The following is a 24178-nucleotide window of genomic DNA, read 5'->3' as shown; positions in this document are numbered from 1 at the left end:
GAGTGGCCCCGGCGGTCCCAGGGCCAATCGTGTGGGCTCCGCGGGAAAGGGGTTTCAGCTCTCGACCACGAAGAGATCGTCAGTGGTGGCGGCCGAATCGGCCTTGTCCAGCCAGCTCAGCAAGAGCTCCGCATCAGTGCAGGACGTGATCCGGTCACGCACGTCGGTCGCTACAGCAATCCCGCGACGATCGAGCATACGCAGTACAGCCTCTGCGAGTCCCTCGACTCGACCTTCGGCACGGCCCTCGGAGCGGGCTTCGGCGCGAATACGTTGTTGGGTTTCGGAGCGGAAGAAGGAGAGGTCCACGGTCATCAACTGCCTCCAGATTTGTCCGGCCCGGCTTTTGCCCAAACCCAGCTCGGTGAGTTCAGCGAAGATCAGGGCGTCGTCTTCGTCGATGGTCTGTAATGCGGTGGCCAGCGTTTTCAGTATGTCATTGATGCCGGGATCATTGGCATGGGTGATTGCTGACAGTGTGGCCAATGGGACGTCATCTACTGCGGTGCGCAAGTCGGTGATCGGCTGCACGTTGTGTGGCCCGAGGACCAGTGGGCGAACGATGAGGCTGGTCCACTGACGCGGGCCGATGTGGAACGGTCCGGCTGCCCAGGCGGCAGTGGCCGTGTCCTGACAGATGACCAGCAGGACCGGGTGCAAGTCGTATTTCGCGTGGACGTGTGCGAGGTAGTACGCCCAGGCGCTGAACTTTCTCTTGTCGTCTCGTCCTTGGGCCTCGACCAGAAGGAGGAAGGGTCCTTCGGCGGTGTCGATGCGTAGCAGGGTGTCGACGCGCCGCTCCAAGGGCTCGATCTCGGTAAGATCGTTCGGCAGCAAAGCGACTGAACGGGGTTCTGGGAAAGGAAGTTTCAACGCCGTGAAAGCGCGGCCGAAGACTTCTGGGTGGCGTTGAAACAGCCGGTGCATCGCCTCGTGTTGAGAGCTGACCATGGGGCGAAGGTATCGCTGTGGATCGAGCATGTGTTCGATCCACAGCGAAATGGTCTGGGCTGTCCCGATTCGTGCGGCAGGTCGGCGGTTCGATGCCGGGCGGTCAGTACGGCTGGTTCGGGTCTCGTTCGGGGAGAGGGCGTTCCACGATGGCGGGGCGGCCCAGGGGGTTGCGGACCTTGCGTTTGGCGGACTGGTAGACGAGGGCGGTTTCTTGGGCTACCACGTCCCAGGCGAAGTCGGCGGTGAGGCGCTCGCGGGCGGCCCAGGCGCGGTCTTGGGCGGCGGCCGCGTCGTCGAGGACCGAGTTCACCGCGTCGACAAGGCCGTTGACGTCGGCGGGCTCGAAGGAGGCGCCGGTGACGCCGTCGGTGACCAGGTCGCCGAGGCCGCCTGCGGTGGAGGTGACCAGGGGGGTGCCCGCGGCGGCGGCTTCCAGGGCGACGATGCCGAAGGGCTCGTAGCGGCTGGGAAGGACGATGGCGTCGGCGCCGTGCAGCCAGCCGAGCAGGTCCGTGTGGTCCAGGCGGCCGACGAAATTCACGGCGCGGGCCACGCGGTGGGCGCGGGCGCGCTCACGCAGCCAATCGAATTGGGTGCCGATGCCCGCCACGGTCAGCGTGGTGCCGGGGTGGGCCTTGCGGATGCGCGGCAGGGCGGCGATCGCGTCCTGGATGCCCTTTTCGTATTCGAGGCGGCCGACGTACAGCAGTCGCGGCGGGCAGGAGCGGGGGGCGCGTTCGCGGAAGGTCCAGGCGCCCACGTCGATTCCATTGCGAATGACCGTGACCGGCACGCGCTCGGGGCTGTAGAGGCGCTCGACTTCGTCCTTCATCGACTCCGAACACGTGATGAGAGCGTCGGATTCGTGGGCCAGCCACCATTCCACCGAGTGCACCTGGCGGTTGACGCGGCCGGAGACCCAGCCGCTGTGCCGACCAGCCTCGGTGGCGTGAATGGTGGAAACCAAAGGGACGTCGTAGAACTCGGCCAGGGCGATGGCCGGATGGGCGACCAGCCAGTCGTGGGCGTGCACCACATCCGGAATCCAGCCTTCGCCGATGCCGCCCTTCTGCAGCGCCATGCCCGCGCGCACCATGGCGTGACCCATGGCCAGCGTCCACGCCAGCATGTCCTCGCCGAAGTCGAAGCACGGCGGATCCTCGGCGACCGCCACCACGAGCACGCCGTCCTCGACGAACGAGTGCGTCGGGTGCGTGCTCGCGTCGGTGCCCATGGGCCGGCGGGCCAGCACGACCACCTCGTGCCCGGCGGCCGCCAGCTCGGTGGCCAGGTGATGGACGTGGCGGCCCAGCCCGCCGACTACGACGGGTGGGTACTCCCACGACACCATCAAGATCTTCATTAGGGTCCTTCTGCCACAGAGCCGAGACGGCGCGCATCGAGCGCTGGGAACAGTCCGTCGGCCGCGTACCATCCTGCGGCAAGCTGCCCCGCTTTGGCCAGTTGACCGGCGGCGACGGCGGCGGCGATTTCACGCACCGCATGCGCGTGCTGATGGGCCCGGTCCCGGGCGTAACCGGCCGCGGAATCCTTGGACACCATGAACGCCCAGTCGCTGGACACGGTCAGGATGGCCTCGCGCAGCAGCTGATCGGCCACCGGATTGCGCAGCCCGCCCAGTCCGGAACCCGGCATCTCGGAACCGGTCTCGACCCGCATCTTGTCGAGGGTGTCCAGCGCCAGCCGCACGATGTCGGCATTGAGCTCGACCAGATCGGCGACCTGATCCCCGGCCCACACCCGCCAGTCCTTGCCCGAACCCCACGAGGAGTCGCTGAGCTGCACCGATTCCCCGACATAACCATTGGCCCGCGCATCGGCGAGGGTGCCGACGGTAATGCCCGCCTCGGGCAGCGCGCGCAGCACCTGCTCCAGCCACTGCGGCCCCTCGTGCCACCAGTGCCCGAACAATTCGGTATCGAAGGCCGCCACCACGAGCGCGGGCCGTCCGATGCGCTCGGACTCGGCGATCAGCCGTTCCCGCACGGTCTGCACGAAGTCGGCGACATCGCGCCGCACCGCCTCGGCGGCGAGCGCGGGATCGTAGGGAGCCTTGTCCGGGCCCGCGACCGTCTTGCCGGTCACCCGGGACGGCTTGAGGCCGGTGGCGTGATCGTAGTGATGGAAATCACGATAGGCGGCCTGACCCGGGTAACCGGATTTCGGCGACCAGACGCGGTAGCTGACATGCAGATCGCGACCGAAGGCCACCACATCCGAATCCCACACGGGCCGACCGAGAGTGGTGTCACCGCGCAACGCCGGGCCGTCGACCATGAAATGGGATACCCCGGCGGCGGCGTACCCCTTCTCCATCCCCGGCGTGAATCCGCATTCGGGAGCCCAGATTCCGGTGGGCGTATGCCCCCACCGCTGCCGCGCGTCGGCCAGGCCCTCGCTCAATTCGAATGCCCGCAACCGCGCGTCCAGCAGCGGCTGGAACGGATGCGCGAGCGGCCCGCCCAGCAATTCGATGGCCTCGGCATCGATGAGCTGCCGCCACACCGGCGACGCGCCGTGCCGCCAGCGTGTCTCGAAATCCTCGAGGGCCTCGTCGGCGAGCCGATGCTCATGACTGCCCAGCGCGGTATTGCCCGCCATGGACGCCTCGTCCGCGCGCAGCCGCCAGTTGCCCAGCCAGTGATGCATCCCGGACAAACTGTGCGGATCATCCAGCTGCGCCGCCAGCACCGGCGTGATGCCCAGGCTCAGCAGATGTGAACGCCCCTCGGCCGCAAGGTTTCTCAATACCTTCGCGACGGGCAGATAGGACGCCGCCCACGACTGGTACAGCCATTCCTCACCCACCGGCCAGCGCCCGTGATGCGCCAGCCACGGCAGGTGCGAATGCAGCACCAGCGTGAACTGCCCCGGAACGGAACCCTTTTCGGTCACGGCTTCACCGCAATGGCGACCAGGTCGAGGCTGGCGTCGATATCGGCCTCGGAATCGGCGAGCAGCTCGAAGTCATCGGTCGCGACCGCGGCCACATCCGCGGCGAGTTCGGCCGGCCACGGCTCACCCGCGACGGCCCGCTCGATCTGCGCGTCGATGATCGATCCGCCCCACTTCTCGTCCAGCGCGCGCAGCGCGGAGCCGTGGAACACGCCCGCCATCAACTCGACCCGGAAACCGGCCTCGACGCACAGCTCGGTCAGCTCCGCGGCATTGAGCTCGCGGGTGTGGAAGGGATTGAGCGGCGTATCGCGCCCCGGCGAGAAGGTGATCCGGTTGGGCGTGCTGATCAGCAGCGTCCCGCCCGGCCGCAGCACCCGCAGCACCTCGCGCATGAACTGCGCCTGATCCCAAAGATGTTCGATGACTTGGAAATTCACCACCACATCGACGGACTCGTCGTCGAGCGGCAGCTCGGCCAGATTGCCCTGCACCATCTCCACCCGCGGGTACTTCGCCCGCACGTGCGCCACCGCGCTGTCGTCGTAATCGAGCCCGATCACGCGCTCGGCGACATCGGCGATCATATTGGCGCCGTAGCCTTCTCCGCTGCCGGCTTCCAGCACGATCTTGCCCTCGCACCGCTGTAGCAGTCGCACGTAGGCGATCTCGTGGCGGCGGAACCAGTAGTTCTCCTCGGCGATACCGGGCACCGTCCGCTCACCGGTCAAAGGCAGCGGATCGGTGGGGGTTTCGGTGGGTATCACGGCCTCGCTCATCCGTCCGACGTTAGCGGTTGCCCATATCACAGCCGCAGCCGGATCTGGTGATGCAGAACATCACAGCCTAAGTTACCCATGAGTAACTTAACGTAGGGTAATCTCCCCGACGAGCTACTTGTGGACGTACGGCCAGCCGATCGTGCGACCGCCACACCCGTGCCATCAGAACAGGAGGTCGACGAAGACCAATGCCGAACATCGTCGTACTGATCAAGCAGGTTCCTGACACCTGGTCCGAGCGCAAGCTGACCAGCGGTGACTACACCCTCGACCGCGAGGCCGCCGACGCGATCCTCGATGAGATCAACGAGCGCGCCGTCGAGGAAGCGCTGCTGATCAAGGAGGCGCAGGGCGGCGAGGTCACCGTGCTGGCCATGGGTCCCGAGCGGGCCACCGAGGCCATCCGCAAGGCGCTGTCCATGGGCGCCGACAAGGCCATCCACGTCAAGGATGAGGCCATCCACGGCTCCGACGCCGTGCAGACCGCCTACGTGCTGGCCGCCGCTCTGGGCCAGATCGAGGGCGTCGAGCTGGTCATCGCCGGCAACGAGGCCACCGACGGTCGCGCGGGCGCCGTGCCGGCCATCATCGCCGAGTACCTCGGCCTGCCGCAGCTGACCCACCTGCGCAAGCTGACCGTCGACGGCGAGCGCATCGCCGGCGAGCGCGAGACCGACGAAGGCGTGTTCAAGCTGGAGGCCTCCCTCCCGGCCATCGTCTCGGTCACCGAGAAGATCAACGAACCGCGCTTCCCCTCCTTCAAGGGCATCATGGCCGCGAAGAAGAAGGAAGTTCAGACCTTCACCCTGGCCGATCTGGGCGTGGATCCCGAGACCGTTGGCGTGGCCAACGCGGGCACCCAGGTCACCGGTGTGACCCCGAAGCCGGCGCGCACGGCGGGCGAGAAGATCGTCGACGAGGGCGAGGGCGGTCAGCAGATCGCCACCTACCTGGTCGGTCAGAAGATCATCTAAAGCCCCTCGAGCCCAACGAACTTCAGGAGAAAGACAATGGCAGAAGTACTCGTGCTCGTGGAGCACGCCGAAGGTGCGCCCAAGAAGGTCACCACCGAACTCCTCACCGCCGCCCGCACCCTGGGCACCCCGGCCGCCGTCGTGGTCGCCGCCCCGGGCACCGCGGACAAGCTGGGCGACGCCCTGGCCGCCGCCGGCGCCGAGAAGATCTACGTCGCCGAGTCGGATGACGCCGAGGGCTTCCTGGTGACCCCGAAGGTCGACGTCCTGGCCGGCCTGTCCGAGACCGCCGCCCCGGCCGCGATCCTGGTCGCCGCCACCGCCGAGGGCAAGGAGGTGTCGGGCCGCCTCGCCGCCCGCATCGGCTCCGGCCTGCTGGTCGACGCCATCGCCCTCAATGGCGACGGCTCGGTGCAGCACTCCATCTTCGGTGGCGCGTTCACCGTCGATGCCAAGGCCACCGGCGATGTCCCGGTCATCTCGGTCCGTCCGGGCGCCATCGAGGCCGCCCCGGCCGCCGGCGCCGGCGAGAAGGTCGCCGTCGAGATCCCCGCCCAGGAAGAGGGCGTCGTCAAGGTCGTCTCCCGCGAGCCGATCGTCGGCGGCGACCGTCCGGAGCTCACCGAGGCCGCGATCGTGGTCTCCGGTGGCCGCGGCGTGGGTTCGGCCGAGAACTTCGGCAAGGTCGTCGAGCCGCTGGCCGACGCCCTCGGCGCCGCCGTCGGCGCGTCCCGCGCCGCCGTCGACTCCGGCTACTACCCGGGCCAGTTCCAGGTCGGTCAGACCGGTAAGACGGTCTCCCCGCAGCTGTACATCGCCCTGGGCATCTCCGGCGCCATCCAGCACCGCGCCGGCATGCAGACCTCGAAGACCATCGTGGCCGTCAACAAGGACGAAGAGGCCCCGATCTTCGAGATCAGCGACTACGGCATCGTCGGCGACCTGTTCAATGTCGCCCCGCAGCTGACCGAGGCGGTCAAGGCCCACAAGGGCTGAAACCCTTCGCGCTGAGCGCAATTCGAACAGCCCCCGGCCGGAAACGGCCGGGGGCTGTTTCGCGTCGCGGGTCCGTTCCTACGCTTGGATGACCTCGACGTGCACCAGCGCGCCCAGCGAGTCGCAGCTGGCCCAGGACTGGTTCTGCCCGTAGTGAATCGGGCCGTACTTCCAGTAGGTGAACGGGACTGGCCACGCAACGCAGGTGAGCTTCACCTGATGCCAGGCCGGCAGCTCACAGGTGGACATGCCGCCGGTATTGAAGATGTTGTAGACGTGACAGTTGGCCTGCCAGACCGGTACATCGGCCTGGGCCACACCCCCACCAGCAAACATAGCGCCCGCAGCTGCGGTGACAACCGCCGCGCCGGCCGCAAGCCGCTTTGCAGATAGCATTCCGACCTCCTGAGTAGGTGTTGTCTGGAACACATCGCATACGGACCGCGCCCGTTACTTTCCAGCATCCGCCTCGGCGTCGAACGGGCGGCGGGCGCGGGGGTCAGTCCTTTGCCGTGCGGGTGAGGCTGTGGGCGCTGCGCATCCGGCCGTCGGGGGTGAACTGGCCGAAGAAGCAGACTTCGATGGACAGGTCCTGCCCGCGCTGGTTGACGTGCATGGTGAAGTGGGCTGACAGGCGGTCGCCGTCGGACATGGCGTTGTGGACCCGGACGTGGGCCGAGGGGCGGTTCTTGCGGATCGGGCGGGTGTGGGCGATGAGGCCGGCTCGGTCGATGCGGTGGCCGTCGGCGAATTGGACGATGTCGGGGGTGTGGAAGCGGTCGACGATGGCTGCGGGGTCGTCGTCGGTGTTGAGGAGTTGGTCGTTGAAGTCGGCGTAGAAGTCGGCGATGAAGCGGGCTGGGTCGGCGTCGGTGAAGGTGGGCATCAAACCTCCTCGGAGGGATGGCAGCTCGTTTATGTCTGACAAGTTGTAAGATATAGATTTGTGGGAACTCTGACAAGGTGTAAGAAATGAGTGGGGCGCCGGTGCGGAAACGGCGGGCGGATGCCGATCGCAGTCGGGTGGCGATTCTGGATGCGGCGGCGCGGATTCTGGATGCGCAGCCCGAGGCCAGCGTGGAGACCATTGCCGAGGCCGCCGGGGTGACCCGGCAGACCGTGTACGCGCATTTCCCGTCGCGGGAACGGCTGCTGCTGGCGGTCCTCGACCGGCTCACCGAGCGGACGGCCGCCGCCATGGACGCCGCGGAGCCCGATTCCGGTCCGGCGATCGAGGCGCTGCTGCGCGTGCTCGATGCGGCCGCGGCGGAGGCGGGCCGGTATCCGGCACTGCTGCAACGGATCAACGCTTTGCCGGTGAGCGCACAGGATGACAGGGACCGGCACACCTCGATTGCCGACCGCATCGCGCAGGTGATCGAGCGGGGACGGGCTACGGGGGAGTTCGACGACGGTCTTCCGGTCGACTGGTTGGTCGCCGTCACCATCCGGCTCGCCCACACGGCGAGCGAGGAGCGGGACAGTGGCCGGATGTCCGCGGCCGCGGCCGGTCGGGCTTTGCGCACCAGCCTGGTGCGGATGCTCGGGGTTCGGTGACGGCGTTCGCGATCGGCGCGGGGAACATTCGTTCAAGACGCCCGGCCACCATCGGCGGATCCTGAACGGGCCGGCGTGATCTCGCCGCCGCCGTGCCGTACGGATGGAGGATCGGCATGACATTGCCCCCGGGTCAGCGCGCGGTCGAGGGATTCCCGCGCTTCGGTACGCATCTGCATCATCCACCGCCACCCGTTCCCGACGACCCGGTCATCGAGATCGCCGGCGCGGTGACCGAGCCCCTCGCCCTGCCCCTGACCGACCTCGCCGCGCTGCCCCGGTGCGAGATCAAGGCCGACTTTCATTGCGTCGCAGGATGGTCGGCGACCGATCTGCGGTGGGAGGGGGTCGCATTCGAGACCTTCTACCGCGTCCGGATCGAACCGCTGCTCGCACCGGGCGCACCGATCAGCCACCTCATCTTCGAAGGTCTCGACGGCTTCCGGTCGATCGTCGCGCTCGAAGACGCCTCGGCCGCCGACGTTCTCCTCGCCGACCACCTCGACGGCCGCCCGCTGGACGGTGACCACGGGGCTCCGGTGCGGCTGGTCAGCCCGAGCCAATACGGGTTCATGAACACGAAGCACTTGTGCCGTATAGAACTCCATACCAGCGAACCCCCGGCCGACGACCGCTGGTCGCCCATCGCGGGACACGCCAGGGCGAGAGTCTGGCAGGAGGAGCGCAACCGCTATCTCCCCGGCCCTGTGGTGCGGCCCGTCTACCGGATGCTGATCGGCCCGATCCGCGCGCTGAGTGCGCGGGGCAGCCAGGCACGCCGGCGCTGAATGTCAACGGCCGGGCGGAGTTCCTCCACCCGGCCCGCCGTTCGGCGGCGCTGACTCGATTCTCCTCGCCCGGCGGCGGGCCGGGCGCATAGAGTGACCTGCGGCCGGAAATGGCCGGGGGCCGGCCGAAAGCGGAGATCGAGACGCCATGTCAATGAATCCCGAACTGGCGGAGGTGGTTGCCGCCCTGCACTGGGACCTCGCCGAATGGCTGGGCTCCGATGCGCTGCCCAAGGTGTTCGACCGGATTTCCGGCGCCTTGGACGAGGAGTTCACCTCGGTGGTCACGACCGGGCAGGCGGTGGATCGGGAGACGCTGCTGCGGGGCTTGTGGTCGGCCCGGAACCTGCAGCCGGGCCTGGAAATCGAGGTGCGCGATATCCGGGAGCTGGCGCGCAGCGGCAATCTCATCGTGGTGCGCTTCGTCGCCGAGAACATGCTCGCCGAGACCCGCACCGGCCGCACGGTGACCGCGGTGCTGGTCACCGACGGCCGGACCTATCAGTGGCGGACGGTGCACGAGACCGCCGCACCCGCCGAGGGCGCCGGATGACATGCTAGGGGGCATGACACTGCTGCCCGTGGACGTCGCCGAGAACATCAGGGACATCTTCGAGGAGCGGGGTGAGAAGTGGCTCGCGGATCTGCCGCGGGTGATCGAAGAGCGTTGCGCGGCATGGGGTCTGGAAGTGACCGGCGCGGCCTTCGGCGGCGGGACGCACTCGTATGTGGCCCCGGTGCGGCGCGCGGACGGTTCGCTCGCGGTGCTGAAGATTCCGGTGGTGGATCCGGAGAACATCGGGGAGGCGGCGGGCCTGTTCGCCTACCGGGGTGACGGCGCGGTCCAGCTGTACGAATTCGATTCCGCCACCGGCGCGATGTTGCTGGAATGGGCGCGCCCGGGTACACCGCTGCTCGAGCAGCCGGGTTTTCCCAGCTTGGAGGGTCGTCCGGAGAACATCGACAAGATCGAGCAGGCTTGCCGCCTGTATCGGCGTCTCCGGCGCGAGCCGCTCGACATCCCCGAGGACTATCCGGCCCTGCCCCCGGCCGCCGACATGGTGGCGGAGTGGACCGGCTTGTTCATCGATCCGGAACCCGAGCTCGCGCAGGTGATTCCGGCCCCGCTGTTCCGGCAGGCCGCGCAGTGGTGCGACAAGCTCACCGTGCCCGACGGTCCCCTGCTGGTGGTCAACCGCGACACCCATCTCGGCAATATCGTTGCGGCGGAGCGGGAACCGTGGCTGCTCATCGATCCCAAGGCATATCTGGGCGAGGCCGCCTTCGACGCCGGATTCCTCATCATGATTCAGGTGCAGAGCGATCCGACGCCGGAACACGCTCGCGCGGTGGTGGAGCGCACCGCCGCCGCCCTGGAGGTGAATGCCGAGCGCGCCCGCGGCTGGGCCTTCATGCGCGCCATGGAGGAGATCGTCTGGGCGCTGGAAGACGAAGAGCCGGAGGATCTCCGCCTGCACCTGGCCGTGGCGACGGCGCTGGCCTGACCGGTCGGTGCCCCTGGTCCCCTCCGGTCAGTGCCCGTGCTGCTCGCGCGCCTTCTCGACCCGCTTGTCGTCCCCGTCCACGACCATGCCGATGGTGGTGGGGATGAGCAGTGCGAGACCCCACGGCACCGCCACCCAGAACGGCCAGAAGTAGCCGAGCCCGGTGGCCAGCCAGATCAGCACCATGAGGGCATTGACGAAAACCCACGGGATCCACATGATTTTGATCCACTGCGGCACCCGCCCCTTGGGTTTCCCGACGGGCTGTGCCCGCTGGGTCCGTTGCGCCGGTAGGTCGGACAGTATCGGGGACAGCTCGCCGTATGTCTTGGCCGCATAGACCCGCTGCAGTCGTTCATCGAATTCGTGCAGGCTGAGCCTGCCCTCGTTCATGGCCAGCTGCAGCCGGTTGACGATCTGCTGGCGGTCGGCGTCGGAGGCCCGCATGTGCTCCTGGCTCACGAATGCCAGAGTAGGTGTGTCGCGGCCCGCGCGCCGCACCAATTTGCGGCCGGCGGGACCGAATTCGGGCAATGCTCCGGTTTCACGCGGAGTGCAGGGCGGCCAGCAGGGTCGTGAGGATGGGGGAGCGGCGCACATCGCTGCGCAGCACCGCCGAGACCGGCACCCGCAGCGGATGCCGTCCGGTCAGCCGTAGTGTCGCGATGCCTTCGGTCTGACTGTCGGCATACAGAATCGTCCACGCGTCGGGCCGATTGATGAGCTCCATGGTGGCGGTGTGGTCCGGCGGAATGGGCGGACCGAAGGCCGGCCCGGTCGGCAGATCGGCGAAGGCGGAGCGGACGACATTGTGCAGCAGCACCTGATCGGTCTCGGGCGGCAGCAGCAGCGGGTACGCGCCGAGCGCCGTGAGGGTGACATCGTCGCGGCCCGCCAAGGGGTGCGAGGTCGAGGTCGCGATGACGAGATCCTCGACCCAGAGCTTCTCGACGCTCAGCCCGGGCTGGTCCACGCTCCCGCGAATGAGAGCAAGATCACAGTCTCCGTCCGCCACCGCTTGAATGCGCTGCCGGAACGGCTTGATGACGAATTCGATCTCCGCGCCCGGGTGCGCCTCGCGCGCACCGGCGATGGCGGACAGTGATCTTGTTGCGAAGCTCATATTGGCCGCCAGGCGAATTCGCGGCCCGGAGGCCCGCACAGCTGCGCGAATGGCGGATTCCAGGCTCAGCATTTGCTTCGCAAGAGGAAGTAGCCGAGTGGTCGCGTCGGTGGGCACGACCGACCGGGTCGACCGCTCGAACAGCGGCACGCCGAGGTCTCGCTCGAGCCGCGCGATCTGATGACTGATCGCCGACTGTGAGATGAAGCAGCGGGTGGCGGCGCGGCTGAAGCTGAGCTCCTCGCAGACCGCCACGAAGTAGGCCAGTTGTCGCAGCTCCAACGGACTTCTCCAATTCATGATCAACCTAGATAAGAGTCATCTAGATTATGCGCCTGACCCCTGGAACATTCCCGCTTCGAATCACGGTTGGTAATGACAGAAGGAGGCTGTCATGCAATACGTGGACGCGGGAATCGAAACCGCTGATGTCGTCATCGTCGGATCGGGCTTCGGTGGTCTCGCCGCCGCGAAGCAGTTGAACAAGTCGGGGGTGCGGTACGTGCTCATCTCGAGCACGCCGGAACATCTCTTCCAGCCGCTGCTGTATCAGGTAGCGACGGGTGTGCTGGCTTCGGACGAGATCGCTCCGCCCATCGCCAATATCATTCGCCACCACAAGAATGGTGAAGCCCGCCTCGGCAAGGTCATCCACATCGACGCCGAGGCCGCCGTGCTCACCTACGAAACCCCGCAGGGTCTGAGCAAGATTCGCTACGGCAAGCTCATCGCCGCCACGGGCGCCAGCCAGTCCTACTTCGGCCGTGACGATTTCGCGCAGAAGACCTTCTCGCTCAAGACCATCGACGACGCCAAGCGCCTGCGCGCCCAGATCGAGCGCGTCTTCGAGGCCGCCAGGCATGCCGATCCGGCGACTCGGCAGCGGTTGCTGAGCTTCGTGGTGGTCGGCGCCGGCGCGACCGGCGTCGAGGTGGCGGGCCAACTCAAGGAGCTGTCGAAACGGCACTACCACCAGGATGTTTCGGTCACCCTGGTCGAGGGCGCGGGCGCGGTGCTGCCGCCCTTCGGCGGCGGGCTGTCGGAGTATGCGAAGAAGTCGCTGAGCCGCAGCGGCGTCGAGGTGCTGCTGGACACCTTCGTCACCGATATCGAACTCGGCAAGGTGACCGTCAAGAGCAAGGACGGCGTGGAGCGCGGCATCGCCGCCGAAACCGTGGTGTGGTCGGCGGGCGTGCAGGCCGGCGGGTTCGCGCAGCTGCTCGCCGAGGTCACCGGCTGCGAAACCGACCGTGCCGGACGACTGCTCATCAATCCGGACTGCACCGTCGGCGGACACGCGGACATCTTCGCCATCGGCGATATGACCTCGCTCAACGGCTACCCGGGCCAGTCGCCGGTCGCCATGCAGGAGGGCCGCCACGTCGCCGACATCATTCGCGGCAAGAAGCCGGCCGCCACCCCGTTCAAGTACTGGGACAAGGGCAGCATGGCGGTGATCAGCCGCTTCAGCGCGGTCACCAAACTGAACGACAAGATCAAGTTCACCGGCGTCATCGCCTGGTTCGCCTGGCTCGCGGTACACCTGTTCTACCTGGTCGGCTTCCGCAATCGCTTCATGGCGGTCTTCTCCTGGCTGGTCGCCTTCATCGGCCACGGCCGCCCCGGCTTCAACGAGGTCGAGAAGGCGCCCGCGCCACCGGTTCTGGAGCAGCGGCGCGCCGCCTGAGCGCCGCCCGCCAGCAGGGCCGCCCGGATTTTCCGGGCGGCCCTTTCGCTGTTCACGGGCGCTTTCCGCCGCACGGTAGCCTGCGAAATATGGCTGTTCCCACAACCCGATTGCTGGTGCTCGCCGTGGTCCGGATGCTGCAGCCGGTGCACGGCTACGACGTGCGCCGCGAGCTGCTGTCCTGGCGGGCCGACGACTGGGCCAATGCGAAGCCCGGTTCGGTGTACGGCGCGCTGAAGACGCTGGAGCGGGACGGGCTCATCTCGGTGGAGGGCGTGGGGCAGGCGGGGGCGCGGCCGGAGCGCACCACCTATCGGCTGACCTCGGAGGGGGAGAAGGAACTGGCCGAGCTCCTGCGCGAGGCGGTGTTCTCCGCGGAACAGCCCAAACATCCGTATCACACTGCGGTGGCGCTGTTTCCCTACATGCCGCGCGCGGACGTGGTGGCGGCGCTACGCAGCCGGATTCTGAAGTTCGAGTCGGATCTGGTGTTCCTGGAGCGCGATGAGCAGCGCATTCTCGAAGGCAGCGGCGATCCCGCGGAGATGGAGCCGTATCAGGTCGCCGACGCCATCCGGCTGGCCGCCGATCATGTGCGGGCGGATCTGAACTGGTCGCGAAAAACATTGGACCGCATCGAATCCGGCCAGTTGGATGTGTGGTCGAAGGGGGTGAGCGGGTCGCTGTCTCCTTAATGGTCACGCAAGAATATTCAAGCTTGATTATTAGGGTTGAAATTTCTACCGTTGAGGCGTGGAAACGACACCCTCGTCGGGCCACGCCTCCGACCCGGTCATCCGGGTTCGCGGATTGGCTCGGACCTTCAAGACCAAAGCCGGTGCCGTGCAAGCGGTCACCGGTATCGATTTCGAGGTGCACGACGGCGAGATCATCGGGCTGCTCGGGCCCAATGGGGCGGGCAAGACCACTACGCTGCGGATGATCTCCACCCTGCTGGCGCCCACCGCGGGCGAGGCCATGGTGGCCGGGGCGAATCTGCGCTCGGAGCCCCGCACCATGCGCGCCCGAATCGGCTATGTGCCGCAGGGCGGGGCGACCTCCGACTATGAGCTCGTCGACGATGAATTGATCCTGCAGGCACGGCTTTTCGGGCTGTCCAAGGCCGAGGCGGTGGCCAGTGCGCGGGAGCTGGCCGAGGCGCTGGAGTTCGAGGGCCTGGGGCGGCGCAAGTGTGGTCAGCTCTCCGGTGGGCAGCGCCGGCGCGTGGATATCGCGCTCGGGCTCGTGCATCGGCCGTCGCTGCTCTATCTGGACGAGCCGACCACCGGACTGGATCCGCAGAGCCGCGCCAATCTGTGGGAGCACATCCGGCGGCTGCGCGCCGAGGGCACCACCGTCGTGCTCACCACGCACTACCTCGAAGAAGCCGATGCGCTGTGCGATCGGATCCTGGTCATGGATCACGGCGGGATCGTCGCCGCGGGCACTCCGGAGGAGCTCAAGCGGCGCATCTCCGGTGATGTGATCAGCCTCGAAATCGACGACGGCACCGCCGATCTCGCCATGGAGATCGCGGCCGCGGTGCTGGACGTGCGTCATCGCATGCGCACCGCGGGGCGCGAGAACGGCCATGCCGGAAAGTCTCTCGTACACCTGACGGTCGAGCAGGGCGAGCATGCGGTGGTGCCGCTGCTGCACGCGCTCGGGGATCGCGGCATCAGGCCGGGCGCGCTCACCGTCAAGCGGCCCAGCCTCGACGATGTGTTCCTCACGCTCACCGGGCGTTCACTCCGGGAAGGGGACCGGTCATGACATTCCTGCGCGATACCGGGCTGATCTTCTGGGCGCAGCTGCGCACCGAACTGCGCAATCCGGTGTGGGTGGTCATCGGGGTGGCGCAGCCGATTCTGTATCTGGTGCTGTTCGGGCCACTGGTGAAGGGCATCGCGCCCGCGCTGGGCGCGAATGCGGACCCGTGGCAGATCCTCACGCCCGCGCTGATCATTCAGATCGCGCTGTTCGGTTCGCTGTTCGCCGGTTTCGGCATTGTGGCCGAACTGCGGTTCGGGGTGGTCGAGCGGCAGCGGGTGACGCCCGCCGCGCGCGGTGCGCTGCTGCTGGGGCGGGTGCTGAAGGACATGGTGACGCTCGTCGCGCAGGCGCTGCTGCTGGTCGCGCTGGCGGTGGTGACGTTCGGGCTGCGGGTGAACGCGCTGGGAATGGTGTTGTCGGTCTTGCTGATCGCGGTCATGGGGGCCGGGTTGGCGGCGGCCTCGTATGCGCTGGGGTTGTGGGCGAAGGCGGAATCGACCCTGGCGTCGGTGCTGAATTCGGTGGCCGTGCCGGTCATGCTGTTGTCCGGCATCTTGCTGCCGATGAGCGTGGGCCCGACTTGGCTGCAGAACATCGCGAAGGCGAATCCGTTCTCGCACACCGTGGATGCGGCGCGCGCCCTGTTCCGCGGGGACTTCGGGGCGTCGGAGGTGTATGTCGGGACGACGGTCACCCTGGTGGTGTCGCTGGTGCTGATGGTCATCGGGGCGCGCGGCTTCGCCCGGGAGAATGCCTGAGATCTGTGTATCGCCCGGCGTGTTCGCGCCGGGCGAATTCCTTGACTTCAACAGAGGTTGAGGTTTCACGATGGCGGTATGTCGGAAAACAGAAGAGCTCTGATCACCGGGGCCTCCGCCGGGTTCGGGCGGGCGGTCGCGCTCGCCCTTGCCGAGCGGGGCTGGCAGCTGATCATTACCGCGCGTGGGGCCGAGCGGCTGGAGAAGGTCCGGGCCGAGACGGGCGCGCAGGCCCTGGTGGGAGATATCGCCGATCCGGCGCATCGGGACGAGATCGCGCGGGCGATCGATTCCGGGCGGCTGGATCTGGTGATCAACAATGCCAGTGCGCTCGGACCGAGTCCGCTGCCGAAGCTGGAGCGCTATCCGGTCGACGAGCTGGCCACCGTGTTCGGGGTCAATGTGGTTGCGCCCCTGGAGATTCTGCAACGGGCGTTGCCGGCGCTGCGGGCCTCGGACGGGGTGGTGGTGAACATCAGTTCCGATGCGGCCGTGGGGGCGTACGAGGGCTGGGGCGGGTACGGGTCGTCCAAGGCGGCCCTGGACCAGCTCACCGCGGTGCTGGGCGCGGAGAATCCGGGCCTGCGGATCTACAGTTTCGATCCGGGGGATATGCGCACCGAGATGCATCAGGCGGCCTTCCCGGGTGAGGACATCTCCGATCGCCCGGAACCGGAAACCGTTGTGCCCGCGCTGCTGCGCCTGCTCGAGACGCGGCCCGTGAGCGGCAGATACATCGCGTCGGAACTGCCGGTGGCGCCATGACGGTCGAGCTGGACCGCCTCGACTTCACGCTGCCCGACGCCCTGAACGCGACCAGTCCGCCGGAGGCGCGCGGCTTGGCCCGCGACGAGGTGCGGCTGCTGGTGAGCGATCGGGGCGTGATGACGCACGCGCGATTCCGGGAGCTGCCGTCGTTCCTGCGGCCGGGAGACCTTGTGGTGGTGAACAACTCGGCCATGCTCGATGCGGCGGTGGACGCGGGCTTCGGCGGCGCGGACGCGGTGGTGCACTTCTCGACTCGGCTCGACGACGGGGGATGGGTGATCGAGCTGCGTGATCGGCGCGGGACGCCGTGGGCGGGTGCGAGGCCGGAACCCGGTGCGAGAGTGCGGCTTCCGGGCGGTCGCCGGGCTGTGCTGCGCGGTCCGTGGCTGCCGGACGGCGATCGGTTGTGGGCCGCCGATATCGATACCGATGTTCCGGAGCTGCTGGCCCGGTACGGACGCCCGATCACGTACTCCTATGTCTCCGAGCGATGGTCGTCGTCCTACTATCGGACGGTCTTCGGACGCGAACCCGGCAGCGCCGAAATGCCCAGCGCCGGGCGGCCTTTCACCGAGGCTCTGGTGACCGAGCTGGTCGCCGACGGCATCGGCCTGGCGCCCGTCACGCTGCACACCGGGGTGTCCTCACCCGAATCGGGGGAGCCGCCGAGTCCGGAGCGGTTCACCGTGCCCGAGGTGACGGCCCGGCTGGTGAACGCCACGCATGCGGTGGGTGGGCGAGTCGTGGCTGTCGGCACCACCGTGACGCGGGCACTGGAATCGGCCGTCGACGCGAATGGCCTGGTCGCCCCGGCTTCCGGATGGACCGATCTGGTGCTGCACGCCGGTCGCCCGGCCCGCGCCGTGGACGGGTTGATCACCGGCTGGCACGCGCCCGGGGCCTCGCATCTGCGGTTGCTCGAAGCGGTGGCGGGGGCGGAGGCGGTTCGCGAGGCCTACCGCGCCGCGCTCGACACCGGCTATTTGTGGCACGAATTCGGTGATGCCGCACTGCTGTTCGGGCAATGATCGAGCGCCGGGTGAGGGCCCGGCATGCAAGCCCGCACAGCGGTGCCGTAATCTCGTCTGATCGCCGTTTGCCGACGGCCGCGCGGGTTCGGACAGCGGCCGCGTGACCGGGCGCGGAGGGTGTTGCCACGGCTCGCCCGCGGCCCGCGCGCCGGGTCGTACCCCGCCGGGAAACGAGCGTTTGTCCTGGTAGAGAACGTTCAGCGGCGCTTCGATGAACGCTCGGTGCGGTCTGCGTCGCGTTCACCGGACTGGCATCGGAAGGCCATCTGACGGTCGCTCCGGCGCAGTCTGGGGCTGGCTTGATCAACCGTATGACCACCATGGCAGTGTCGAATTCCAAGCTGCTCGCACCCGCGTCATATGTCGCCCCGGAACCGCCCCGCAGCCCGGGCCGGTCCCAGTACTCGCTGGTCGTCTCCTCCGATGCCGAACATCGCGAGGCGGCGCAGCGGTTGCGCTACCAGGTATTCGCCGCCGAACCCGGTTTCACCATCCCCGACAACGGTACCGGCCTGGACGCCGATCGTTTCGACGAGCACTGCGACCACCTGCTGGTCCGCGACGAGCTCACCGAGCAGTTCGTCGGCTGCTACCGCATGCTCCCCCCGGACAAGGTGACCGCCGCCGGCGGCTACTACACCGCCACCGAATTCGATCTGACCGCACTCGATCCCACCGGGCACCGCATCGTGGAGATGGGCCGTGCCTGCGTGGTGCCCGACCACCGCAACGGCTCCGTGCTCACCTTGATGTGGGCGGGGATCCTGCATTACATCCAGCTCACCGGCTACGAGTGGGTCATGGGCTGCGTCTCGGTGCCCATGCGGATGACCCCCGAGGACCAGCCGGGCGTGAACGTGCGCGGCGTGCGCGATCTGGTGCTGAAGAAGCATGCGCTGGAAGCCGATCGGCACGTCCGCCCGTACAACCCGGTCGTCGTCGACGGCCGCACCCTGGACGAGCTGGAGGCCCCGGCCCGGCCCAAGCTGCCGCCGCTGCTCAGCGGTTACCTGCGGCTCAATGCCCAGATCTGCGGTGAGCCCGCGCACGATCCGGAGTTCGCCGTCGCCGACTTCGTGGCGCTGCTGGGCCTGTCCACCGTCAACACCCGTTACCTGGAGCGCTTACAGAGCGCGGCCAACAGCCTCGACGCCCGGTGATGAATCATGATGCCCGCCTTCCTTTCCCCGGGCTCGGGGGCGATGGACTGCCCGCCCGCCCAGCTCACCGCGCACGCCTGGATGCCCAGCAGCCCCTGTGGGCCGGAATGCGTCGAGATCGCCCCTGAGGCAGGGGCTTTGCGGGTCGCGGCCCGCATTGCCGGCATCGGCGCGGTACTCGTCTCCTTTCCCTTCGCCTACGTGGCGACACCGCGCCGCCTGCGGCCGAGGATGCACAGCCGCTACGCCCGGAGCTTGTTGTTCTGCTGCGGAATTCGGCTCCGCGTCGTCGACAACCGCGACTCGGTGGAACCCGCTCCGGACGAACGTCGCGGTGTCCTGGTGGTGGCCGGTCATGTCAGCTGGACCGACATCATCGCGCTGACCGCCGTGGAACCGCTCGGCTTCGTCGCCCGCGCCGATATGGTCGACTGGCCGGTCCTCGGCAATGTCGCCCGCCGCGTCCGCGTCATCCCCATCGAACGCGAACGCCTGCGCGCCCTCCCCGGCGTCGTCAGCCGCGTCGCGGCCCGCCTCGCCGCGGGCGACCGCATCGGCATCTTCCCGGAAGGCACCACCTGGTGCGGCCGCGCCCACGGCAGCCTGCGCCCGGCCCTGTTCCAGGCCGCGATCGACACCGCAACCCCGGTGCAGCCCATCCGGCTTCGCTATCTGGACGCCGCCGGTGAACTGTCCACGATCCCCGGCTTCGTCGGCATCGACACCATGGCCGATTCCTTGCGCCGCGTCCTGCGATCGAAGGGCGTCGTCGCCGAAATCGTGCTGCAACCCTTGGAGTCTCCCGGCTCCGACCGCCGCGAACTGGCCCGCCGCTGTGAGCGCGCCATCCACGGCGACAGCGTGGACCGCGCCTTCAGCGGCGTCATCCACAGCCTGGAGCAGGAAGCGCTCTCCGAGCAGGCCATCGAGGCGGCCCGGACGATGGTGCCCTCGCCGCAGCGGCCCGCCACCGCGGCGGCTCCCGCTCGCGTGTAATCCCGCCCACCGGCCGGATCGGTTCAGCCAGAACCGATCCGGCCGGTATCGCGTTCACGTTCGCGTGTCGGGATCCCGCAGCGCCAGGGCCTGGTCGATGGGCATGCCGGTGCGCTCGGCGAGAATCATGCGCTCCCGGACCTCCCTGGGCGTGCGAGGCCGGTAGCCCGGGCCGGTGCCGCGGCGACCTGGCCGGCGTGAGCCTATTTCGGCTCTGGCTCAGGCTGTTTCGGTGGTGAACAGGTTGACCTTGTAGGTCGTCACCGGGGCCGTGCGGCTGAAAAGCTTTCCGGCGAGCCGATAGCGGAGCGGCCAGGTGCGGGCGATGCTCGGCTGTGGTTGTGCGAAGGTGCGTGATTCGCGTAGCCGCAGGCCCAGTGGTTCGAGCGTGGCCGGGGCGTCGCAGATCCACTGCATGCGGGCGGATACGGCCTGGAAGACCGGATTGCGGTCTTGGCTGTTCATCATCATGCTGCCGCCGGTGTCGATCGCCAGCGCAGTGTCCGGGAACTCTTCCGCGAACCGCCGCAAGGTGGCATGCACCTGTTCTTCCGGGAAGTAGAGCAGCACCGCCTCACTCAACAGGAAGACCGGGCCGGGGCGCTCCCGCACCAGCGCGAACCAATCCGTATCGAAGATCGACCCGGCCACCATGGTGTACCGATCCCGATCCTGGAAGAACCGCCGCCGCAGCGCCATCGTGTCCTCGAGATCGAGATCGATCCAGTGCACCCGCCCGTTGTCCAAGCGATCGAAGCGGGTGGACAACCCGCACCCGAGGTCGACGACCGTCCCGTCCGGGTGCTCGCGCAGAAACCCGCGCACATACTCGTCGAACAGGGAAGCCCGCAGCACCGACCCGGCCAGCGAGGGCCCGCGGAACTTCGAGAAGTCGTAGTCGATCGCCTCGACGAGCTCGATGGCCTTCTTGTCCCCGAGCACACTCGACCGATGCCGGGCGTCACGCGCCCGTCCATAAAGCGGAATCAGCAACGTTTCTTGGACCGTACCCAGCGAAATCGTTTCACCCACCCCAGCACCCTAACTTAGGGTGCGCTAACGTCGCATCCGCATTTCGGGCACACGTGCGGGCCTGCGGCGGCGCGCATGCGTTCCACGCCTTGCAGATTGAAGTGATAGGCCGCTTCGAAACTCCAGGCCAGATCTGCCAGCCGGGCACCGGCGGGGGTGGCGCCGCCCAGGGTGTCGCCCGCGCGGCGCAGGGCGATGACGAACTGCTCCTCCACGCTGACACTGGCTTGCCCGACTCGGAACCAGACGTCGCGACCGATGGAGTACCGGTCGCGGCGACCTTGGCGCTCGCGCAGCAGTAGTCCGATTCCGGTGAGGTAGCCGACCGCCTTGGAGATCGACGCCGGGCTCACCGAGAGGGCGTGCGCCAGATCGGCCGTGGTGAAGGAGTCCGCGTCGCTCACGCACATCCAGGCGTATATGCGTGAGGCCATGCGCTGCAGGCCCATTCGCACCAGTAGGGCGGACAATTGTGCGGCCGGCTCGGGTGTGGGGTCGGCCGGTTCGATGGGACGTGCCGGGCTCGCGGTGGGATCGGGCCGCCGTTGTGCGCGCTGTTCGGCGGTGCGCTGGGCGGGTTCGGCGCGATAGCGTTCCGGGCCGCCGTTGCGGGCGATCTCCCGGCTGATCGTGGAGGTGGGGCGGTTCAGCTCGCGGGCGATATCGGCGTAGCGCAGGCCCGCGGCCAAGCCGGCGGTGATACGGCGGCGATCCTGATAGGTCAAGCGGGGGCCGGGCATATGTCCAGCGTGGCATTCACCGTCAGGTTGTTGCAACGAAAAGCAGGCGGAATTGCATTACCGCGCACTGTCGTTGCAACAGAATCCATCAAATACGGCTACTACCAGCCTATTTCGCAGAGTCTTCATTGCCAGTGGGATGAACGGTTCGTAGGTTGATGCACACCACCGACAAGGAGGCATGCGATGACCCGAACACCCACGGAGCCAGTGGAATTGCCGATCGAGCGGCCTGCCGGACGTCCCTTCGAATTGCCCGCGGGGCTGGCCGCACTGCGCGCCGAGCGACCCCTCACCCGCATGCGTTTCCCGGACGGCCACCTGGGCTGGCTGGCCACCGGATACGACGTGGTGCGCGCCGTCATGAGCGATCCGCGCTTCAGCGTCCGCTACGAATTGCTGCACGATCCGCTGAACGACGTCGACCTGTCGCAATACCCCGCGCCGCCAGGTGATTTCGGCGGGCTCGACGCGCCTGAGCACACCAGGCTGCGGAGACTGCTCACCGGCAGGTTCACCGTGCGCCGCATGGCACAGCTGACCGCCCGCATCGAGCAGATCAGCGACGAACACTTGAACGCCATGCGACAGGCCGGGCCTCCGGCGGATCTTGTTGCCGCATATGCCGGTCCGCTGCCCACCCTCACGATCTGCGAACTGCTCGGCGTCCCGTATTCCGATCGCCCCGTCTTCGGCCGGCTGGTCGCGGGTATCGCCGAGCCCACATCGTTCCAACAGCTCCAGGAGTCGTCGGAGCAGCTGGCCGTCTACCTGCGGGAGCTGGTCGCCGCCAAGCGCGCCGCACCCACCGACGACATACTCAGCGAGCTGACCACCGCCGACCTGTCCGACGACGAACTGGCCGGTATCGGGTCATTCCTGCTCAGCGCCGGCATGGAGACCACCCGCTCGGTAATCGCCCTGAGCGTCATGGCATTGCTGGCGCATCCCGGCCAATTCGCCGCCCTGCGCACCGATCCCGGCCTGGCCGCCACCGCGGTCGAGGAACTGCTGCGCTACCTGTCCATCCTGCACACCGGCGTCCGCGCCGCGCTGACCGATGTCGAGCTGGCCGGGCAGGTGATCACCGCGGGCGAGTCGGTCGCGCTCGCGTTCGGCGCGGCCAATCACGACCCACACCGCTTCCCGGACCCCGGCGTCCTCGATGTGCGGCGTCGCGCCGTCGGGCACGTCGCCTTCGGCCACGGCGCGCATCAATGTCTCGGCCAGCAGCTGGCCCGCACCGAATTGCGCATCGCGATACCCGCATTGACGGCCGGGTTCCCCACCCTGCGCCTGGCGATCGATCCGGAGGACGTGCCGCTGCGCTACGGCAACCTCATCTCGGTCAGTCGGCTCCCTGTCACCTGGGAGGCCTGAGCCATGCGCATCACCGCCGATCGCGACCGCTGCTGCGGCTCGGGCATGTGCGCCCTGACCGCGCCGGAGATCTTCGACCAGAGCCCGGACGACGGACTGGTTGTGCTCGTGGATCCGGCGCCCGCCGCGGACCGGCACGCCGTCGTCCACGAGGCGATTCGCAACTGTCCCGTCGGAGCACTCTCGGCGACCGATCCGACGACTCCGCGCACCGGCGGCTCATGATGGGACGACCAGATGGGCTGCGACCTCGGCAGCGAAGCGGCCCGTGCATTCGGCGGCAACCGCCAGCGCATCCGCGGCTGTGTCCACGTCGCGCAGCAAGGGGAGCCGGTCGACTCGAATACCGCAGGCCGCCACCGCTTCCCGGGTGAGCCTGCCGGTCTCGGAGGTGGACATCGGCACCTCGGTCAAGGTTGCGGCGGGTTGCGGGGTCGACAGTCCCAATGCCCACCAGCCGCCGTCGGCCGCCGGACCGAGGACCGCATTGCCGTTGGCGGCGAGCAGGTCCCGCGCCGCCGAGGTCAGCAACGCGGGTGTCACCTCCGACTTGCCTGCGGTGCGGGGCCGATAGGCGATGTCGTGCTCGACCACCCGCCAGCCGGCTCGTCCCGCCCGGACCAAGAGCTCGAGCGGGTAGCCCGACCTGCGATGCAGCGGCCCCAATCGCATCAAGGTGTCGCGGTCTTCCGGAACGTCAGCCAGGTCGCCAGCGCCCCCGGCATCGGGCCGAACTGGACCAGTGACAACACCGCCGGATCGATGCCCGAATAGGTTTGCGCCACAAGCAAATCAGCCGAAGCGACAAGTGTGGACACTACGTAAACGCCGAGCGCGGCCCAAACCCCCGCAGTGGTCGGTGACCGCACCGCACCGATGGGGCCGGGCTGGGCGCTGCTGATATCAGTGGGACTCACGCGACTTACCCTGTCGGCCGATATCCGCCCGCGGATCACCCCGGAGTCTTGATCACCTGTTGTACTGGGGTATCAAGTACGACCGCCTCCGCAACAAGCAAGCTCCAGCCCAAGTCGTCGTGGCTAGCTTTGCCAGTTCGGTCGGTGATCTTGAGACCTATTGGGATAGAGGGCATTTAAGCCGCGCAAGGCATGCCTTGGCTTGGTGAAACAGGGCGGCGCGCGTCGCGTGGACGCCAAAATCGCACTTCTGATCTGTCGTGGCTGGATCCATGAACTGCCGATCAGCGCATCAGCAGGGACGTTCCGCACGTCCGGACACCCGATTGGCTTGGCAGCCG

27 protein-coding genes and 1 pseudogene are annotated in these 24178 nt (G+C 67.9%); 16 read left to right on the top strand and 12 right to left on the bottom strand.

Features of this window, described 5'->3' with window-relative positions:
- Window positions 1-54: 54 nt before the first annotated feature.
- The 4 genes from ACFVIV_RS23910 to ACFVIV_RS23895 all read right to left on the bottom strand — a co-directional run bounded on the left by ACFVIV_RS23910 (window position 55) and on the right by ACFVIV_RS23895 (window position 4649).
- Entirely contained in the window at window positions 55-951 is an 897-nt protein-coding gene (locus tag ACFVIV_RS23910) for a hypothetical protein (RefSeq protein ID WP_379199802.1), read from the bottom strand.
- 103 nt (window positions 952-1054) lie between these two features.
- A complete protein-coding gene (locus ACFVIV_RS23905; protein ID WP_379199800.1) occupies window positions 1055-2317 on the bottom strand; it encodes a glycosyltransferase family 4 protein in 1263 nt (420 codons plus the stop codon).
- The gene (locus ACFVIV_RS23900) at window positions 2317-3870 is read right to left on the bottom strand and encodes a 1,4-alpha-glucan branching protein domain-containing protein (RefSeq protein ID WP_379199798.1); all 1554 of its coding nucleotides are present in this window, start codon (window positions 3868-3870) and stop codon (window positions 2317-2319) included. The genes ACFVIV_RS23905 and ACFVIV_RS23900 overlap by 1 nt, the downstream gene beginning before the upstream one ends.
- Window positions 3867-4649 (bottom strand): class I SAM-dependent methyltransferase, encoded by a 783-nt coding sequence (locus tag ACFVIV_RS23895; protein ID WP_379199796.1) that lies wholly within the window; start codon window positions 4647-4649, stop codon window positions 3867-3869. The genes ACFVIV_RS23900 and ACFVIV_RS23895 overlap by 4 nt, the downstream gene beginning before the upstream one ends.
- A gap of 191 nt (window positions 4650-4840) precedes the next feature.
- Between ACFVIV_RS23895 and ACFVIV_RS23890 the strand changes: the two genes are divergently transcribed.
- On the top strand, window positions 4841-5626 hold the full coding sequence (locus ACFVIV_RS23890) for an electron transfer flavoprotein subunit beta/FixA family protein (RefSeq protein WP_379199794.1): 786 nt from the start codon (window positions 4841-4843) through the stop codon (window positions 5624-5626).
- Window positions 5627-5662: 36 nt separating this feature from the next.
- A complete protein-coding gene (locus tag ACFVIV_RS23885; RefSeq protein ID WP_379199792.1) occupies window positions 5663-6622 on the top strand; it encodes an electron transfer flavoprotein subunit alpha/FixB family protein in 960 nt (319 codons plus the stop codon).
- Between the two features lie 78 nt (window positions 6623-6700).
- On the opposite strand, the gene ACFVIV_RS23880 is transcribed toward ACFVIV_RS23885, so the two are convergent.
- Both ACFVIV_RS23880 and ACFVIV_RS23875 read right to left on the bottom strand, forming a co-directional pair.
- Window positions 6701-6940 (bottom strand): hypothetical protein, encoded by a 240-nt coding sequence (locus ACFVIV_RS23880; protein WP_379199790.1) that lies wholly within the window; start codon window positions 6938-6940, stop codon window positions 6701-6703.
- A 181-nt stretch (window positions 6941-7121) separates the two neighbouring features.
- The gene (locus ACFVIV_RS23875) at window positions 7122-7508 is read right to left on the bottom strand and encodes a nuclear transport factor 2 family protein (RefSeq protein ID WP_379199788.1); all 387 of its coding nucleotides are present in this window, start codon (window positions 7506-7508) and stop codon (window positions 7122-7124) included.
- An 86-nt stretch (window positions 7509-7594) separates the two neighbouring features.
- Here ACFVIV_RS23875 and ACFVIV_RS23870 point away from each other — a divergent pair, with 86 nt between their 5' ends.
- The 4 genes from ACFVIV_RS23870 to ACFVIV_RS23855 all read left to right on the top strand — a co-directional run bounded on the left by ACFVIV_RS23870 (window position 7595) and on the right by ACFVIV_RS23855 (window position 10472).
- Entirely contained in the window at window positions 7595-8179 is a 585-nt protein-coding gene (locus ACFVIV_RS23870; RefSeq protein WP_379199786.1) for a TetR/AcrR family transcriptional regulator, read from the top strand.
- Window positions 8180-8295: 116 nt separating this feature from the next.
- Window positions 8296-8967: a molybdopterin-dependent oxidoreductase gene (locus ACFVIV_RS23865; RefSeq protein WP_379199784.1), complete on the top strand. Its 672-nt coding sequence runs from the start codon at window positions 8296-8298 to the stop codon at window positions 8965-8967.
- Between the two features lie 148 nt (window positions 8968-9115).
- Window positions 9116-9520 (top strand): hypothetical protein, encoded by a 405-nt coding sequence (locus ACFVIV_RS23860; protein ID WP_379199782.1) that lies wholly within the window; start codon window positions 9116-9118, stop codon window positions 9518-9520.
- Between the two features lie 13 nt (window positions 9521-9533).
- Entirely contained in the window at window positions 9534-10472 is a 939-nt protein-coding gene (locus ACFVIV_RS23855) for an aminoglycoside phosphotransferase family protein (RefSeq protein ID WP_379199780.1), read from the top strand.
- A 27-nt stretch (window positions 10473-10499) separates the two neighbouring features.
- Here the strand turns inward: ACFVIV_RS23855 and ACFVIV_RS23850 are convergent, their stop codons facing one another.
- Together ACFVIV_RS23850 and ACFVIV_RS23845 are read right to left on the bottom strand one after the other, a co-directional pair.
- Window positions 10500-10934: a DUF1707 domain-containing protein gene (locus ACFVIV_RS23850; protein WP_379199778.1), complete on the bottom strand. Its 435-nt coding sequence runs from the start codon at window positions 10932-10934 to the stop codon at window positions 10500-10502.
- 82 nt (window positions 10935-11016) lie between these two features.
- Window positions 11017-11877: a LysR family transcriptional regulator gene (locus ACFVIV_RS23845; RefSeq protein WP_379200015.1), complete on the bottom strand. Its 861-nt coding sequence runs from the start codon at window positions 11875-11877 to the stop codon at window positions 11017-11019.
- A gap of 112 nt (window positions 11878-11989) precedes the next feature.
- On the opposite strand from ACFVIV_RS23845, the gene ACFVIV_RS23840 reads away from it, so the two are divergent.
- From ACFVIV_RS23840 to ACFVIV_RS23805, 8 genes are all read left to right on the top strand, one after another.
- Window positions 11990-13282, top strand: a complete 1293-nt coding sequence (locus ACFVIV_RS23840) for an NAD(P)/FAD-dependent oxidoreductase (RefSeq protein WP_379199776.1) — start codon at window positions 11990-11992, stop codon at window positions 13280-13282.
- 89 nt (window positions 13283-13371) lie between these two features.
- A complete protein-coding gene (locus ACFVIV_RS23835; RefSeq protein ID WP_379199774.1) occupies window positions 13372-13977 on the top strand; it encodes a PadR family transcriptional regulator in 606 nt (201 codons plus the stop codon).
- A gap of 58 nt (window positions 13978-14035) precedes the next feature.
- The gene (locus ACFVIV_RS23830) at window positions 14036-15055 is read left to right on the top strand and encodes an ATP-binding cassette domain-containing protein (RefSeq protein WP_379199772.1); all 1020 of its coding nucleotides are present in this window, start codon (window positions 14036-14038) and stop codon (window positions 15053-15055) included.
- Window positions 15052-15813, top strand: a complete 762-nt coding sequence (locus ACFVIV_RS23825; protein ID WP_379199769.1) for an ABC transporter permease — start codon at window positions 15052-15054, stop codon at window positions 15811-15813. Before ACFVIV_RS23830 ends, ACFVIV_RS23825 begins: the two co-directional genes overlap by 4 nt.
- Window positions 15814-15891: 78 nt before the next feature.
- Window positions 15892-16578, top strand: coding sequence for an SDR family NAD(P)-dependent oxidoreductase (locus ACFVIV_RS23820; RefSeq protein WP_379199767.1), 687 nt, complete (start codon window positions 15892-15894; stop codon window positions 16576-16578).
- On the top strand, window positions 16575-17609 hold the full coding sequence (locus ACFVIV_RS23815) for an S-adenosylmethionine:tRNA ribosyltransferase-isomerase (protein ID WP_379199765.1): 1035 nt from the start codon (window positions 16575-16577) through the stop codon (window positions 17607-17609). Before ACFVIV_RS23820 ends, ACFVIV_RS23815 begins: the two co-directional genes overlap by 4 nt.
- Before the next feature lie 314 nt (window positions 17610-17923).
- A complete protein-coding gene (locus tag ACFVIV_RS23810; RefSeq protein WP_379199764.1) occupies window positions 17924-18772 on the top strand; it encodes a GNAT family N-acetyltransferase in 849 nt (282 codons plus the stop codon).
- 9 nt (window positions 18773-18781) lie between these two features.
- Window positions 18782-19768: a lysophospholipid acyltransferase family protein gene (locus ACFVIV_RS23805; RefSeq protein ID WP_379200014.1), complete on the top strand. Its 987-nt coding sequence runs from the start codon at window positions 18782-18784 to the stop codon at window positions 19766-19768.
- Between the two features lie 219 nt (window positions 19769-19987).
- On the opposite strand, the gene ACFVIV_RS23800 is transcribed toward ACFVIV_RS23805, so the two are convergent.
- Complete coding sequence (locus tag ACFVIV_RS23800) at window positions 19988-20800, bottom strand: class I SAM-dependent methyltransferase (RefSeq protein ID WP_379199762.1); 813 nt, start codon at window positions 20798-20800, stop codon at window positions 19988-19990.
- A 14-nt stretch (window positions 20801-20814) separates the two neighbouring features.
- Window positions 20815-21540 (bottom strand): helix-turn-helix domain-containing protein, encoded by a 726-nt coding sequence (locus tag ACFVIV_RS23795; protein WP_379199761.1) that lies wholly within the window; start codon window positions 21538-21540, stop codon window positions 20815-20817.
- A gap of 186 nt (window positions 21541-21726) precedes the next feature.
- Here ACFVIV_RS23795 and ACFVIV_RS23790 point away from each other — a divergent pair, with 186 nt between their 5' ends.
- Window positions 21727-22920, top strand: coding sequence for a cytochrome P450 (locus ACFVIV_RS23790; protein WP_379199759.1), 1194 nt, complete (start codon window positions 21727-21729; stop codon window positions 22918-22920).
- Window positions 22921-22923: 3 nt separating this feature from the next.
- On the top strand, window positions 22924-23145 hold the full coding sequence (locus tag ACFVIV_RS23785) for a ferredoxin (RefSeq protein WP_379199757.1): 222 nt from the start codon (window positions 22924-22926) through the stop codon (window positions 23143-23145).
- Here ACFVIV_RS23785 and ACFVIV_RS23780 read toward each other — a convergent pair.
- Window positions 23140-23604 (bottom strand): annotated as a pseudogene (locus tag ACFVIV_RS23780) (DUF2064 domain-containing protein); the annotation flags it as partial. The gene ACFVIV_RS23785 and the pseudogene ACFVIV_RS23780 sit on opposite strands and share 6 nt — an antisense overlap.
- A complete protein-coding gene (locus tag ACFVIV_RS23775; protein WP_379199755.1) occupies window positions 23592-23738 on the bottom strand; it encodes a hypothetical protein in 147 nt (48 codons plus the stop codon). The pseudogene ACFVIV_RS23780 and the gene ACFVIV_RS23775, both read right to left, overlap by 13 nt.
- Window positions 23739-24178: the final 440 nt, after the last annotated feature.

Origin of the sequence: Nocardia sp. NPDC127526 (assembly GCF_042672265.1) — a bacterium.
Classification (GTDB): domain Bacteria; phylum Actinomycetota; class Actinomycetes; order Mycobacteriales; family Mycobacteriaceae; genus Nocardia.
This window is presented reverse-complemented; position numbering and strand designations above follow the sequence as displayed.

Bases quoted from the DNA above. Each gene is read 5' to 3' on its own strand.
- ACFVIV_RS23910 (WP_379199802.1), bottom strand. From the start codon at position 951: ATGGTCAGCTCTCAACACGAGGCGATGCACCGGCTGTTTCAACGCCAC.
- ACFVIV_RS23905 (WP_379199800.1), bottom strand. From the start codon at position 2,317: ATGAAGATCTTGATGGTGTCGTGGGAGTACCCACCCGTCGTAGTCGGC.
- ACFVIV_RS23895 (WP_379199796.1), bottom strand. From the start codon at position 4,649: ATGAGCGAGGCCGTGATACCCACCGAAACCCCCACCGATCCGCTGCCT.
- ACFVIV_RS23890 (WP_379199794.1), top strand. From the start codon at position 4,841: ATGCCGAACATCGTCGTACTGATCAAGCAGGTTCCTGACACCTGGTCC.
- ACFVIV_RS23885 (WP_379199792.1), top strand. From the start codon at position 5,663: ATGGCAGAAGTACTCGTGCTCGTGGAGCACGCCGAAGGTGCGCCCAAG.
- ACFVIV_RS23875 (WP_379199788.1), bottom strand. From the start codon at position 7,508: ATGCCCACCTTCACCGACGCCGACCCAGCCCGCTTCATCGCCGACTTC.
- ACFVIV_RS23870 (WP_379199786.1), top strand. From the start codon at position 7,595: ATGAGTGGGGCGCCGGTGCGGAAACGGCGGGCGGATGCCGATCGCAGT.
- ACFVIV_RS23865 (WP_379199784.1), top strand. From the start codon at position 8,296: ATGACATTGCCCCCGGGTCAGCGCGCGGTCGAGGGATTCCCGCGCTTC.
- ACFVIV_RS23860 (WP_379199782.1), top strand. From the start codon at position 9,116: ATGTCAATGAATCCCGAACTGGCGGAGGTGGTTGCCGCCCTGCACTGG.
- ACFVIV_RS23855 (WP_379199780.1), top strand. From the start codon at position 9,534: ATGACACTGCTGCCCGTGGACGTCGCCGAGAACATCAGGGACATCTTC.
- ACFVIV_RS23840 (WP_379199776.1), top strand. From the start codon at position 11,990: ATGCAATACGTGGACGCGGGAATCGAAACCGCTGATGTCGTCATCGTC.
- ACFVIV_RS23835 (WP_379199774.1), top strand. From the start codon at position 13,372: ATGGCTGTTCCCACAACCCGATTGCTGGTGCTCGCCGTGGTCCGGATG.
- ACFVIV_RS23825 (WP_379199769.1), top strand. From the start codon at position 15,052: ATGACATTCCTGCGCGATACCGGGCTGATCTTCTGGGCGCAGCTGCGC.
- ACFVIV_RS23820 (WP_379199767.1), top strand. From the start codon at position 15,892: ATGTCGGAAAACAGAAGAGCTCTGATCACCGGGGCCTCCGCCGGGTTC.
- ACFVIV_RS23815 (WP_379199765.1), top strand. From the start codon at position 16,575: ATGACGGTCGAGCTGGACCGCCTCGACTTCACGCTGCCCGACGCCCTG.
- ACFVIV_RS23810 (WP_379199764.1), top strand. From the start codon at position 17,924: ATGACCACCATGGCAGTGTCGAATTCCAAGCTGCTCGCACCCGCGTCA.
- ACFVIV_RS23805 (WP_379200014.1), top strand. From the start codon at position 18,782: ATGCCCGCCTTCCTTTCCCCGGGCTCGGGGGCGATGGACTGCCCGCCC.
- ACFVIV_RS23795 (WP_379199761.1), bottom strand. From the start codon at position 21,540: ATGCCCGGCCCCCGCTTGACCTATCAGGATCGCCGCCGTATCACCGCC.
- ACFVIV_RS23790 (WP_379199759.1), top strand. From the start codon at position 21,727: ATGACCCGAACACCCACGGAGCCAGTGGAATTGCCGATCGAGCGGCCT.
- ACFVIV_RS23785 (WP_379199757.1), top strand. From the start codon at position 22,924: ATGCGCATCACCGCCGATCGCGACCGCTGCTGCGGCTCGGGCATGTGC.